At 40.6% G+C, this 14,350-nt stretch carries 9 protein-coding genes, 1 tRNA gene and 1 pseudogene; 4 read left to right on the forward strand and 7 right to left on the reverse strand.

The window, feature by feature from the left end:
- Window positions 1–64 precede the first annotated feature (64 nt).
- Window positions 65–3,013, reverse strand: coding sequence for a PAS domain S-box protein (locus tag J3998_RS10975; RefSeq protein WP_425086095.1), 2,949 nt, complete (start codon window positions 3,011–3,013; stop codon window positions 65–67).
- Window positions 3,014–3,734: 721 nt separating this feature from the next.
- Here J3998_RS10975 and J3998_RS10980 point away from each other — a divergent pair.
- The 4 genes and pseudogenes from J3998_RS10980 (at window position 3,735) to J3998_RS10995 (ending at window position 9,212) form a co-directional block, all read left to right on the forward strand.
- Entirely contained in the window at window positions 3,735–4,766 is a 1,032-nt protein-coding gene (locus J3998_RS10980) for a response regulator (protein ID WP_208150716.1), read from the forward strand.
- Window positions 4,767–4,873: 107 nt separating this feature from the next.
- A pseudogene (locus J3998_RS13515) lies at window positions 4,874–5,358 on the forward strand (chemotaxis protein CheB); the annotation flags it as partial.
- Window positions 5,350–7,779, forward strand: a complete 2,430-nt coding sequence (locus J3998_RS10990; RefSeq protein WP_341829268.1) for a CheR family methyltransferase — start codon at window positions 5,350–5,352, stop codon at window positions 7,777–7,779. The pseudogene J3998_RS13515 and the gene J3998_RS10990, both read left to right, overlap by 9 nt.
- 50 nt (window positions 7,780–7,829) lie before the next feature.
- The gene (locus tag J3998_RS10995; protein WP_208150719.1) at window positions 7,830–9,212 is read left to right on the forward strand and encodes a sensor domain-containing diguanylate cyclase; all 1,383 of its coding nucleotides are present in this window, start codon (window positions 7,830–7,832) and stop codon (window positions 9,210–9,212) included.
- Between the two features lie 74 nt (window positions 9,213–9,286).
- Here the strand turns inward: J3998_RS10995 and J3998_RS11000 are convergent, their stop codons facing one another.
- The 6 genes from J3998_RS11000 to J3998_RS11025 form a co-directional block, all read right to left on the reverse strand.
- A complete protein-coding gene (locus J3998_RS11000; protein ID WP_208150720.1) occupies window positions 9,287–9,793 on the reverse strand; it encodes a ferritin in 507 nt (168 codons plus the stop codon).
- Between the two features lie 338 nt (window positions 9,794–10,131).
- On the reverse strand, window positions 10,132–10,692 hold the full coding sequence (locus J3998_RS11005) for a cytochrome b (RefSeq protein WP_341829267.1): 561 nt from the start codon (window positions 10,690–10,692) through the stop codon (window positions 10,132–10,134).
- 87 nt (window positions 10,693–10,779) lie between these two features.
- On the reverse strand, window positions 10,780–11,262 hold the full coding sequence (locus J3998_RS11010; RefSeq protein ID WP_208150721.1) for a hypothetical protein: 483 nt from the start codon (window positions 11,260–11,262) through the stop codon (window positions 10,780–10,782).
- Between the two features lie 434 nt (window positions 11,263–11,696).
- Window positions 11,697–12,404 (reverse strand): response regulator, encoded by a 708-nt coding sequence (locus tag J3998_RS11015; protein WP_208150722.1) that lies wholly within the window; start codon window positions 12,402–12,404, stop codon window positions 11,697–11,699.
- The gene (locus J3998_RS11020) at window positions 12,401–13,744 is read right to left on the reverse strand and encodes an ATP-binding protein (protein ID WP_208150723.1); all 1,344 of its coding nucleotides are present in this window, start codon (window positions 13,742–13,744) and stop codon (window positions 12,401–12,403) included. Before J3998_RS11020 ends, J3998_RS11015 begins: the two co-directional genes overlap by 4 nt.
- A 405-nt stretch (window positions 13,745–14,149) precedes the next feature.
- A tRNA-Ser gene (locus J3998_RS11025) sits at window positions 14,150–14,240 on the reverse strand.
- Window positions 14,241–14,350: the final 110 nt, after the last annotated feature.

The raw sequence follows: 14,350 nt of genomic DNA on the forward strand, positions 1-14,350 counted from the left end.
ATCACTGAATTTTGATTTTTTCATGCAGAATCTCCTGCGTGTAGATTACGAGAAAATTCTACTTTTAACTGCGTTTATTTTTCGGGGGGATTACCTCATCAACAACTAAAAATCGCAGGTTTTTAAACATTTCAAGATCAAGTGCCCGGCCTTTTTTAGGAGCAAGTTTAAATTTCAGCGTAAAACCGAAAGTACTTCCTTCTCCTTCAACACTTTCAACCCAAAGTTCCCCGCCCATCATTTCTACAAGACGTTTGGTAATACTTAACCCTAAGCCAGTACCTCCGTACTTCCGTGTATAAGAGGTATCAGCCTGATTAAATGCTTCGAATAAATGCTGGACTTTTTCTTCTGGAATACCGATCCCCGTATCCATCACCCGAAATTCAATTTCCGCATCACTCTCAGTGACCGAACGGGCAAAAGCCTGAATAGTAATATCACCTTCGTTAGTGAACTTAATCGCATTTCCCAAAAGATTATTGAAAATTTGCTCAATCCGTAAAGAGTCACCCAACATAGAGATATAGAGATCGGTTGAAAGATCAATGTGTAACTCCAAGCCTTTTTGATTGGCTGCGTAAGAAAATAGACTGATCGAATTCTGTAAAATTTGTTCTAAACTGAAAGCTTGAACGTCTAAATCTAGTCGGTTCGCTTCTATTTTAGAATAATCCAGAATATCGTTAAGAATACGCAAAAGCGTTTTAGAAGATTGTAATGACTGCTCAATATAATCACGCTGTTGAAGGTTAAGCGGCGTTTTCAACATTAAATTGGTCAAACCAATAATGCCATTTAACGGGGTACGAATTTCATGGCTCATATTTGCCAAGAACTCGGATTTCAAGTTATTGGATTGTTCTGCATTTTTAACAGAAACCAGAAGATTTTCTTTTATCGCCTCTTCCTCAGAAATATCAACACCAATGGCGAGAATGTAATTACCATTGGAAGCCTCATCATTGAGCGATAAATTAGTCCACTCAAACGTTCTCTCATGACCGTCTTTACCAATCCAAGGGTTGATGAATTTCGGAGGTAACTGACCAGACTGTGCCGACTGTACAAATTCGGTAACCTTAGAACGAAGACTTTTCGGGATAAATCTCGACCAAAAATACGCCTCTTTCGACACTTCCTCTTGAGTAAAACCGACAAATTTTTCCCCATAATGATTAAGGCGAACCATGACCCCTTTGCTATTAACTAATGCAATGATCATCGGTGCATGATCGATAATCGTATCGGCAAAACTTCTTTCCTGACGAGCCTGTATTTCGAGCAATTTCTGCTTGGTAATATCCATATTAATGCCGACCATACTAGTCGGCACGCCCTGCTCATCTCGCTGACTCCGACCAACGGCCAGAATAGTACGAACTTCACCGCTTGGCCGAATAATGCGGAATTCCGTCATAAAATCAACGTCACCCTTCGCAGCTAAGTTAATTTTCTCTTCCGCAGAGGCAATATCGTCCGAGTGGACCGCATCATGCCATTGCTGATAGCGGTCAACTTCTTGAGATTCAGGAACACCATAAATCCGGTGCATCTGTTTGTCCCAAACCAGTTCGCCACTCTCATAATTCCACTGCCAAACCCCAAAGTTTGCTACCTCACTTGCCAATGCCATCCGGCTTAAAATCTCTTTTAAGTTGGCTTTGTTTTTCTTCTCTTGAGTAACATCCTTAATAATTTCAAAGATTAAATTGCCATCCTCCGTATCAATCAAACTGGCATCGACGTCAACATCACGATATTCACCATTGCTTAAACGATGGACAAAGTGATAAGGTTCAGTGCCAGCGCCTTGGAGCTTGCTTAGCGTTTCTGGCAAATTCGCTTGATCTATTTCATTCAGTGATTGAATATTCTTTTTGCTGAATTGCTCTGGAGAATAACCGTAAAATTTGCAAGCACTGGTATTCGCTTCTTTAATATCGCCATTGTCGGGATCAATTAACAACATAACCGCTGAGTGCTTTTTAAACATCGCTTCAAATTGAGCTTTAGAGCGTAGCACCTGATCATAAAGACGCGCATTAAGCTTACTAAAGAAGAGAATTGCCAAAAAAGTAAACAGGGCAACAAATGCGCTCACCACAGTAAGTGATTGTTGATAGCGAACCCTTTCTGCCTGAAGGTAGACGGGATTCACTTCAAACCAGAGATATAAATCTTGAGCCAAAGGCAGATCGAGCCTGCGCACAAATCGATCGCTGTCCTTATATGGTTTCGATTTATCTAACACGCTCGTTAACTGCGGATAGAATTTAAAAATGGTAAAAGGCTTCTGTTGGTAAGCAGACCAATTTAGTTCAGCATCAGAATGCCAAAGAATCTCTCCATCAGCGTTTAACAAAACAGGGGAATAAAGCGGCATACGCATTAGCTCGTCAATAAACCCTTGCATATAGACGTTCATCACTAGCATGCCATTAAATTGCCCGTCTTTTCCAAGCGGCATAATGACTCTAAGAGTTGGTTTAAACGGAACTTCCACCACCCCCTGCTCAATATTTAAATCGACTTTTGAGTACCAAACTTGGTCAATCGGTTTGGTTTTTCCTTCAATAAAATAATCGCGATGAGATTTATCTTGTAAATCTTTAATTTTGAAGGTTTTAAATGTATTAGCCGCCAATTGATCAACACGAATCCTTTCATGGCCGCTGGCATCCAAATAACGCAGCTGCATAATATTTCCTTGGGTCTGCGCAATATTAAGGAAATAATTTTCTGCGTGATCTTTACTGACCTTGCCTTCGAGAAAATTCGAAAAATCGGGGAAATTTCTGATTGAATGGAGCTGCTGTCCTAATAACGTTAAAAACCGCTGAAAGCGCTTCTCACGCTCATAAGACTTCGGACTCGCATTTTCAAGAGCGCTTACTTTGGCACTGTCATAATTAAAATAGTAGTCCGTGGCAATGAAACTAAAAATGATCAGAAATCCGAAAGCGGCTAACAAAAGAGAATTATGAAAACGCGAATCCGTTTGATTTTTCATACCAAGCCTTTTCAATGGCGAATAAAAAGCTGACCTTGCCCGAATCTAAGTAAAGCATAGAAAAAACTCTAATCACTTAGCTAAGGAAACGCAGAACAAGTCCAAATGACTTCAGGCAAAGTAAAATTTAGGCTAAGCAAGGCATCTGTTTGCGGTCATGTCTGGACCTGGCAAAAACAGATAACACCGCTTAGACAAATTTTACAAAGCCCCTGTCCCGACTTACCCCTTCGGGCATCGAGTTCTTCGTTTGGGCGAGGTTTTGAAGAGTCACTTCGTTGTTAGCGTTCTCAACCATAGCTAAGGCTATGCTTCTCAAACGCTGCCTAGGATTTATCTCTTCAAACTCCTCGCTGAAGTCAATAGGGACTTTATTCTGCGCTTCCCTAATTCCGAGCATAAAAAACATTAGAACCTATACAACACTATCAGGACTCATTCCAACTAGCGGCCTAGATTAGGTAAAAATTAACTATAAACAACTTTATGCAAACAAAAGCCATTTATGCCCTTTGTTAACACGCTTCGCTTTCACTTTTTGACAGCAATCGTATAGAGTAAAAATCAACGAAGTACGGCCTACGACATTAGAGTCGGTTGATAATTCATATTTGATTCTGTTACTGCTGAAAATTTTCAACAGACCCTAGCCCAATTAACTTCGCACCGGAATTTAAAGCAAAATCTCAAACCTTACAAATCACATAGCGTCGAGGGTTGGATGAAGCAGATAACAAATGTAAATAAACCCAAAGTCTTAGTTGTTGATGACGAGCCAACAAATATCCATGTTGCCGCTAAAGCGCTAGAAGAAAGTTACGAACTATTAGTCGCAACCGATGGAAAAAAGGCCATTGAAACCACCAATGAGCAGTTGCCGGACTTAGTTTTGTTAGACATTATGATGCCGGAGATGGACGGCTTTGAGGTTGCTCAGAGAATTCACTCCAATCCATTAACCAAAAATATCCCTATTATTTTTCTGACCGCAAAACAACATCAAGAAGACGTCAAACAGGGCTTTCAGTTTGGCGCTAAAGATTACATTCGAAAACCATTTAAACCCGACGAACTTCAAGCGAGAGTAGCCAGCCAAATTGAGGCCTATACACTCCAAGAACGTTTAGACAGAGAATTAAAAATCCGTAAACAGAACTGGAAAATGTTAGACGATAATGTAGCCTTTGCTTTTGTCAGCTTCAATGGCGAAATTGAGTATGCAAGTAACGCCTTTTGCCAAGAATTTCGTTGCAAACCTGAAGAACTACAAGGTAAAAATTTCAATATGCTAAGTTCTGGAGAAACGACGCAAGAATTTTATAAAGAACTCTGGACAACTATATCGAGCGAAAAACCATTTGAATCCGAAATCTTGGATAAAACCTGTAATGGAGAACTACACTGGTATCACTCGACTATTGTCCCTCGCTACGATGAAGACAAAACTTGGATTGGATACACTGCGTTTTATAAAAATATTGACGACAAAATTAAACTCAAACAACTCTCGGAACGAGATAATTTAACCGGCCTTGCAAACCGGCTTCGTCTAAACAATATCTTAGATGACAATGCAGAACAGTTTGCACGCCATGGCTATCCATTTTCCATTATCTTATTGGATTTAGATTACTTTAAAAATATTAATGACCAGCACGGCCACCAAATTGGTGACCTAATCCTAAAAGAACTTATATGCTCAATTCTGGTATTCAATCTATATACTAAATGGATCATTTTATTAACATCATGATTTGAGCAAACCTTTTCGATAAAACCCGCCCTAATGAGCCTGCAATCAGGTAAAATTTTCTGTTATTCTTAAAAAAAGTCCAAACACTTACAAGGGTTGAAATTAGCATGGGTAAATCGGAATCTTTCTGGGTCGTTTTAGGGTCGTCTGCTGGTGGCTTAGAGGCTTTAAATGAATTTCTAAATTCTTTTAAAAAAGTGACCGATACCTACTTTGTTATCGCCCAACATTTAGACCCAAGACATCCAACGATCCTAAAAGACTTGCTAAGTCGAACACAGATATGTCGGTTGAGCTCTTAGTTAAGGATATCACGCCTCAGAAAGGGACTATTTACATCATCGGTCCCGGCCGTAACGCCGTGTTCAATAAAGGCAAACTTACACTTCCTCCCGCTGCCGCAGTTGGCCCAAAACCCTCTATTGACGTTTTTTTACAATCTCTTGCCGCAGGCGTCGGTGAAAAAGCCATCGCCGTCATTCTATCCGGCACCGGCTCCGATGGCGCTCAAGGCGCTTTAGCCGTCAAAGCCGCTAATGGCACTGTTTTTGCGCAAGATCCAAAAACCGCTAAATACCGCGGTATGCCGGATGCAACAATTGAAATAGGCGCTGCTGACTTAGTTTTATCGCCAGAAGGCATTGCACAGAAAGTCAATGAGTTCATTTCTACTAGTGAATTGACGCCGATTGAAGACGTTCTTCCAAAACCGTCAAGCCATTTGGAAAGAATCTTTAAAGGTATCTTTGATAAAACCGGTCTCGATTTTAGCGGCTATAAGCATAAGACAATCAACCGCCGCATCGCTCGCAGAATGGCATTTCACCGTCTTAAGAACATCGAAGATTACATTAAGTTATTGAACAAAGAACAATCTGAAGCTGAATCTTTAGCAAAAGATTTTTTAATTTCCGTCACCGAGTTTTTCCGTGACCCAAATGCCTTTGATGACTTAAGAACGGTACTAGGAGAAATTGTTGACCGAACGGAAGACAAAGGGAATATTCGTATTTGGGTTCCTGGGTGTGCTAATGGCGAGGAAGCATACTCCATTGCCATCATCCTACATGAACTGATGCTACAGAAACAACTGTCGATTCCTTTTCAGATATTTGCCTCGGACATTGATGATCTTGCGTTAAACCAAGCTCGCAAAGGGCTTTATTCGGCAGCACAAGTTGAAGGATTAGATCCTAGAATCCTGGAGACCTTTTTCCATCAGCGAGAAGACCGCTATCAAATTAGCAAAGTAATCCGCGACAAAGTGGTCTTCGCTAGGCAAAACGTGATTATGGATCCGCCTTTCTCGAAGATCGATTTGATTAGTTGTAGAAACCTACTCATTTACTTTTCAAATGAATTACAAAAAATTGTTTTACAAACATTCCATTTTGCCTTAAATAAACATGGCTTCCTGTTTTTGGGCAAATCGGAATCCGCACTCAATAATGCGCCACACTTATTCGACGGCTATCTAAAGAAAAGCCAGATTTTTATTCGTAAAGGTTATGGCTTATCCCCTACTTTGGATAGAATTCAGAGCGCGAATAACTATGCCCGAGCGGTGGTGGAGAAACCGAACAATAATGTATCCATACCGAGCGAGAAACGCTCCATTTCGGCACGCATAGAGAAAATATTACTCGAAGAAGTGATTCCTGCGACCGTCTTAATCGATAAAGATGGCAATGTTCTGCACATCAAGGGGGATATTTATGCGTATTTAGAACTCCCTCAAGGTAGCCTAGACGTCAATATTTTAAATTTGGCAAAAGGCGACATTAAGATGGATATACGCTCGCTTTTGTCTAAAGCCAAAATCCATGGCGCGGCAACGTCTCAATCACTGTTTTATTCAGGAAAAGAGCACGAATTACTGTTTATCAACGTTAGAAAAGTTGATCTAAACAATAAAGATAAAGATCCAAATAAAGATAACTTCGGCTATTTAGTTGCATTTTTACCTACCGTGGTTGACGAGAACTTTTTCGTCAACCCTTCTGAAATGGACCCGCAACGCAGAGAAGCTCAGAGAAATTTAGAAAACGAAATTCAAGTTTTTAAAGAGCGACTGCAAACAACGGTTGAAGAGCTCGAAACCATTAACGAGGAAATTCAATCAACCAATGAAGAATTGCAATCTTCAAATGAAGAGCTGCAATCAACCAACGAAGAATTGCAAACCTCCAACGAAGAGCTACAGTCAACCAATGAAGAATTATCGACAGCCAACCAAGAGCTAGAAGTTAAAGGCAACGAACTTGAGCAACTAAACAGCGACTTGCAAAATATGCTCGAAAACATGAGTGAGGTTGTCATTTTGCTGGACTCGCGCTTAAGGGTCGTGCGATTTACCAAGGCTGCAAAAAAACTGTTAAAACTTGGCGAGAATATCATCCACCAAACGGTAACCACAATTGGTTTGGATATAGATTTACCAAATCTTCGTAATGAATTGATGCAAGTACTGTCTTTAAAAGAGACTAAAACTTTACAAGCAACTCTGAAAACAAAACCCTATAAGATTCGCTTAGTCCCTTACGAAACAGAATCTCAAAACATATCCGGAGTGATTATGTTTTTAGAGAACCCGTATGACTTCAGTGAGCTAAACAAGGAACCGCTTTATCTTAAGTCTATCGAAATGGTTGCCGATGATGTGGACTACGCTTTAATCGTAATGGATGAACAAGGCACTATCATTTATGCCAATGTTCGAGCCTTGAATATTGCGGGCTTCCACTCAAGTGAATTTATGTACAAGAATATTGACATGCTAATGCTTGAGCCAGGCAGTGATCAACCAAGCCAATGCATGGAAGATTATCTATCTAGCAACAGCGAGACAAAAGCGGGCACGTGGAAAGATGTTACGATTCAGAAAAAATCTGGTGAAAGAACAATATTTAAAATGAAGGTAGAAGCGTTGACTCTTGACGATAAAACCAACTTTATTGCCAAGATTTTTACCCTAGATGAATACTCAAAACGTTATATGCCAACGGCTAGATAGTTATGGTCACGGAGAATGAGTTTTTCTTAATTAAAGCGGAAAGCTCCGCTTTGCTGGCAGAGCTGCAGAATGCCCGGCTGGAAATTGGTTTCTTGAAGCGCCGGCTTATGGAGGAAGAACAGAAATCTCTTAAAGAATCATTCTTGACCAGAAGCCAGCAACCGTCCTTACAAAAAGAAATGCTTGAAGGATTCTTCGCACAATTGCAAACACCTCTTTTAATCATTAACGATTTGACTGAGGTGCTGCAAAAAAATGAAGCCGCCGATGCTTTTTTTGAACCTATAACTTATTTAAGCAAAGCTAAACAACTCCATTCTCTATTCAGTCTAGACTCTCAAAAATTGTTTTCTAAACACTTTGCTCAGGTTAAACGCTCTGGCTTGCAAGCAGAAATCACCTTAGATTCGGCCAACGGAAAACCTTTTAGTTTACGCATTCACTCGATAGAGCTCGCCAATTTTGCTAACCATGGCCTGTCTAGAATCTATGCCATCATTGCCACCCCTCTTTCATCACAAGAAAGCAGTAGTCAAATGTCGCATTTACTGTATTCAGCCGCAGAGCAATCTCGGCAAGGTATTCTTATTACCGATGAAAAAGATACCATTGTACGTATCAATCATGGTTTCTCAGAAATCACCGGCTATCTGCCAAGGGAGGCAATCGGACAAAAAACCGATATATTGCTATCTGGACGCCATTCTGAAGCGTTTTATCACTCCTTGCATAAATGCCTGGATATCTATGGGTATTGGGAAGGCGAAATATGGCATAAGGCTAAATCGGGACGAATTTATCCAGAATGGTTGCAAATTACTCGTTTTTTTGACGAACTCTATCAACAAAACTTTTACATTCGCATCTCAACGGATATTACACTCAGTCATCAAGAAAACGAACAAAAAACCAAGCGTGCGTTTTTCGATACCGTCACAAACCTGCCTAATAAAGATTTCGCGGTAAATTATTTGCGATCTTTATTATTTAGATCATCTAAGATCAAACAAACTTTCGCTATCCTGTCGATAAGCTTTAGTCCGCTTGAAGAAGAAGCAAGTAAAGATCAGAGTCTTACTGACAATCAGGAAAACCTGTTACTGCAACATGTTTCACAGCGGATTGTCTCCGCAATCGAATGGAATGATTATGCGGCAAGAATGGAAAGCAATGAGTTTATGGTCATTCTTTTAGAGAATGACAAAGATAACCGTTTAGACCAAGTACTTTCCACGTTAATTAATTCTCTTAAGGTTCCTTACGACATTAATAACCAACAGCATCTAATTTCAACGGCTATTGGTGCCAGCGTGCATCTTTTAGATGAAGATGATGCAAATGATTTCCTCTGGAAATCTTACAAGGCGATGCTACATGCCAAAAGTCTTGGAGATAATCAGTACTTCGTATATGAGCCGGGCTTAGAAGATTAAACGGCCACTCAAATCAGCGAGAGATCGCAAGGAAAACGATCCCTATCAAGCCACATTCAAATTTATAGCCAACCTTAATGCTCAGCAGCTAATTGCTTTAAATAATTATCCATAATCATTAACTTCTGGCCTTTTTCGCCGGTAAAATCAAGCATTTCCGCACGCCCTAATACTTTACCGAACAAAACCTCTTCCTCATGCTGTTCAGCAATGAACCATTCAATAAAGTTGAACGTTGTGTAGTCTTCACTTTCAAACGCTGTCTTAGCAATATTTTTAATCATTGCCGTCACATGCTTCTCATGTTCAAAAGCCGCTTCAATCACATCCATAAGATGACTGTACTCACGCGGTGCTTTTGGTATTGCTTCAATCGTAACCGGCGCTCCGCATTCCGCCATATAATTGAAAATTTTATCCATGTGTTCGCGCTCTTCCAGAGAATGAGTACGAAAAAAATCTGCCGCACCTTCTAAGCCTTGGTCTTCCGCCCAAGCACACATTTGCAAATACACATTCGATGCATAAAACTCAGCGTTAACTTGCTTATTCAATAATTCAGAAATTTTTAAACTAATCATGATTTTTCCTCAAATGAGACAATTAATCGAATGGTGAATCTTCAAGCGATTCCCATATTTAAGAAACGTGTTGCACTTTCTTCATCTTAGCGCCCAACAAAAGCAAAAACAAACGGTTAGTCTGTAGACTTTCTTAAGGAAATGCAGGAGACGTTTTTGCAGATTCCTACAAGTTTGCCGAAAACTGGCTATACCTCTAGAAAAAATGATGTAAGTTTTTTGGGATAACTAACATTTAATTTTAATCGCATATCACTGCATCAATAATCACACAGTCGTTTCAATAAAAAACCGCATTGAAAATTCAATACGGCCTTTTATAAATCCAGATAAGACGTCTATTTTTCAATCCGCTTGCCAAGCATTCGTTTTAATGTAAAGTCTTTATCAATCAAGTGATGTTTGAGAGCACCGGCAATATGCAACAAAATGGCGGCAATTAATAAATTTCCACCCAGACCATGTAACGCTTTACCCAAGCCAGCTAGAGTTTCATTAAGCGGGACGACTTTGCTAGGATCAATCGCATCGGGGTTTCTAGGCAGTAACTCAATGCCAAACAACGGGATGCCATGCCCACCTAACCCTGACATCATCATTCCTGAAACAGGCATAAGAATGGTACCGAGAATCAATAGCCAGTGAACGATTTTAGACAATGCAACCTCGGCGGTACTGTATTTCTGAACCGGTTTCGGCCAGCCATTTTTAATTCGCCAGAAGATACGCCACAAAACAAAAACAACAATTAGAACGCCAAATGATTTATGCCACGGATAGACTGAATAGGCGTCGTTTTCGTGCATATAAACACCACTGGCAAGCATGCCAATCATACCGATGGCAACTATCCAGTGTAAAAATAAAGTCTGTTTGCTAAATTTCTCGTAAGTGTCCACCTGACGACTCCTTAGTGAAGGATTATGATAACGGTACGGCAGTGATCCAAATGATCACTGCCGTTTGCACAAGATTTATGAATGAATTTAAGCTCTAGGGCCATGAGCAAATTGCGCTTTTTTCGCTTGCTGCTCTTCCGTTAAGATTTTATGAATTGCATCGCGCTGTTGCTGACGTAGTTTTAACATTTGTTGCTGATTATCTTGCAAGATTTCACGAACCTGCTTTTGCTGTTCCGCGGTTAAATCTAATCTTTTGGTCATGCGTTCAATTTTGTTTTCAACTTTTAATTGCATCAACGCTTGGCGCTTTTCCGGACTACTATTTTTATCCATCATTGCATGCTTACCTTGATAACCACACATTTTTCCGTGTCCTTTAAAATGACGCTCTGCGTGCATTCCAGAATATTTTTGAGACATCTCGCAATGATGCGATTTATTCTGCATTTGCGAATGTTGAGGGCCTTGACCATCAAATTTTTTCTGGCAGAAGTCTCCCCCGGCAATGGCCAGAGTGGTTGCTGAAGTTAGTACCGCAATACCGATTAATGTTGCAATCTTTTTCATTTCCTTTCTCCTTTAAGAAATCTTAAGCAGGCTTTCTGCTTGTTTGCTATTGTGCGAAAAGAAAGTGCAAAATTTATGCAAGCAATTTGGTAGTTTGTGCAAGTTTAGTCAGCTAGGGTCTGTTGCAAATTCCTATTTGATTCTGTTGTCGTTTAAAAATTCGACAATCAAGACGCTTTCTCAACTTACCCCTTCAGGCGTCGAGTTCTTCGTTTGAGTGAAGCTTAGTATCGTAAATAAGCGAAGAGCAATGCAGTGTGTGGGATTTTTAAGCACAACCCGAAGGACCATTGCCATTTTCACGCCAACTGTGTTAAAAATTCGATCAAATAGAATGGACTACAAGGTGAATTGGCTTCAGCCTAGAGGACATTCTGGGGTGTTTCTCACGATTTCCGCCTGTTGGATGCAAAAATGGCTGTGGCAGAACCTAATTACGAATTTTCAACAGACCCTAACACAAACTTATAGCCAACTCCGTAAACTGACTGTATCCAGTCGTTTTCGCCAAAAACGGTACTGAGTTTCTGTCGCAATTTCTTAATATGACTATCAATAGTTCGATCAGAAACCACGCGATGATCACTGTAGATTGAATCAATCAACTGCGCACGTGAAAAAATCCGTCCTGGTGAATGTGATAAGGTGCGCAAGATAGCAAACTCTACCGCCGAGACTTGCACGTTATTCTGTTGATAATGAACTTGATAAGTTCCTTCATCAAGGTGCCATTGCGAGCTTTCTTGAGTAGGAGATTGAACTAAACGGCTACGACGCAATAACGCCTTAACACGGGCGACAACTTCTCTTGGACTAAAAGGTTTACATAAATAATCATCCGCGCCTAGCTCCAGACCGAGAATGCGGTCAATTTCTTCGACACGCGCAGTCAACATCATAATTGGTACTTGACTAAATTCCCGAATTTCGCGACACAACTGTAAACCGTCACCAAAGCGATCTGCCTCAGGCAACATAATATCTAATAACACGCAACCGACAGCATTCCTCTTGACCCATTCAATAACACCTTGACCATTAGTAAAATGCTGTGTTTGATAGCCGCTAGCTTGCAGATAATCAATTAACAACTGCGCAATCTGCGGTTCATCTTCTACAATCACAATCATTTCTTGGTTCATTTCTGCTCCTCTTGGTCAAATTCAATCTCCACCTGTAGTCCACCCAGCTGAGAATGCTGAATCGTCAACTTAGCATTATGCGCCGCAGCAATTTGCGAAACCATTGCCAAACCAAGGCCAGCGCCGCCAGTACGACGGTTACGCGAAGGATCCGTGCGGTAAAAGCGATCTGTTAAATGCGACAACTCCTGTTCAGTAACCCCCGGAGAAGAATCGGCAATACGCAAACAATATTTACCACCTCGCGCCTGTAAATCGATTAATACCTTACCTTGCTGACCATGATGATCTATGGCATCGGTGTAATTTAAGGCGTTGCTTAATAAATTCGTTACTAGTTGCATCAACCGGCTAGAATCACCATAAACCCATGATTCGCAAAGAATATCACTTTCAATAACAATACTTTTTTGCCGCGCTTTATTTTCAAGGGCATCAATGCTTTGCTGGACCACTTCAGCCAGATCTACCGACTGCATTGAATATTGCAAAGCACCAACATCACTTAGACTTAGTTGATATAAGTCTTCGATCAAGCGCTGGAGTACAGCGACTTCTTTCTGAACAATCTGCAAATTCTCCTGATTTAGCGGACGGATACCGTCATGCATTGCTTCAATAGAACCATTAATCACCGTCAAAGGGGTTCGTAGTTCATGAGAAATGTCAGCAATCCATTGATTACGGCTGGTTTGAGCGGCTTCTAGAGTTGTCGCTAGATGATTAAAATCGCGTTGCAGTGCACCTAACTCATCCTTGCGCTTCGCTTCTAAACGAACACTTAAATCTCCGCCCGCTAAACGATGTACCGCTCTATTCAACTGTCGAACCGGAGTCAGAATATGATTTCCGAACGGCCATAAAAGAATCACCGCAAAAAAAGTAATGAATACCGCGCCGATGGTTAACAGCTTGAATTGCGATTCAGCAAATTCAATATCGGTCTGTTCCTGTAATTCACTAAGCGGGTGATAACCAATTTGAGCAATTTCACGACCATTTTCAATAATCGGTAATTTCGTGCAGGATTTTGTCAAGGTCGGACCATAAACCACTTTCCCATCTGGCGTTAACAAACTCACCCTAGCTTCAAACTCATCGGCAGGCGGTAAAGCACGTCGATTCTTAAAACGTTCCATTAAACGAGGAACCATTGATGACATTTGCTGAAAATCCATTCGGTGTGAATAAAATGTCAGGCGCTGCCAAGCAGTTAATGGGATATCTTGAACACCGGTAACCGGCTCATATTGTAAATAAACTTCGATATTATTTTTCAGACGCTCCAAACGCTGTTGATCTCGCTGATCAACATAATGCAACATAGTTTTGTGCAACACTAATTGGTTGCTCCACACTAATGTTCCCAATACCACGAAGCCAAACAAAATCAGAAAGATAACAAACTTTAGCCGAATCCCCATCTGCTTCCCTTTTCCACAAACCTTTTTCTAATTTACCAACTCTACCGAAATACCGACTGTAAAAGTTGCAAACAATATGCATTACTTCTAATTTACAAAACTTATGGGAAGACCGCCGCAAAACCAAATAATGTCAAAAACCAGCCAATTTATCCTTAGTAAGGCAAACCTATTGATCTAAGGAAACGCAGAACAAGTCCAAATGACTTCAGGCATAGTAAAATTAGCTCGTCACAAAAGACACTCTCTTAATCTATACTGCACAATCCGAAGACATAAAAAAACCCGCATAACCTATCGATTATGCGGGTTCTAAAAATATGGCGGTGGACTAGGGATTCGAACCCCAGGTAGGCTACAAACCTACAACGGTTTTCAAGACCGCCGCCTTCAACCACTCAGCCAGTCCACCTCATTTGTTGGGGCGTATTATAAGGCGATAGTTAAATTTGTCTACATCTAATTTAGATATGCCAGCAAAGTATAGCAAGCTGCTCATAACGTGATATATTGCAACCGTTC

Source organism: Thiomicrorhabdus marina (assembly GCF_017571465.1).
GTDB classification, from domain to species: Bacteria; Pseudomonadota; Gammaproteobacteria; order Thiomicrospirales; family Thiomicrospiraceae; genus Thiomicrorhabdus; species Thiomicrorhabdus marina.

What these genes read in the sequence shown, in the direction of transcription:
- J3998_RS11000 (WP_208150720.1), bottom strand. Translation starts at nt 9,793, where the DNA reads ATGATTAGTTTAAAAATTTCTGAATTATTGAATAAGCAAGTTAACGCT.
- J3998_RS10975 (WP_425086095.1), bottom strand. Translation starts at nt 3,013, where the DNA reads ATGAAAAATCAAACGGATTCGCGTTTTCATAATTCTCTTTTGTTAGCC.
- J3998_RS10980 (WP_208150716.1), top strand. Translation starts at nt 3,735, where the DNA reads ATGAAGCAGATAACAAATGTAAATAAACCCAAAGTCTTAGTTGTTGAT.
- J3998_RS11010 (WP_208150721.1), bottom strand. Translation starts at nt 11,262, where the DNA reads ATGAAAAAGATTGCAACATTAATCGGTATTGCGGTACTAACTTCAGCA.
- J3998_RS11015 (WP_208150722.1), bottom strand. Translation starts at nt 12,404, where the DNA reads ATGAACCAAGAAATGATTGTGATTGTAGAAGATGAACCGCAGATTGCG.
- J3998_RS10990 (WP_341829268.1), top strand. Translation starts at nt 5,350, where the DNA reads ATGCCGGATGCAACAATTGAAATAGGCGCTGCTGACTTAGTTTTATCG.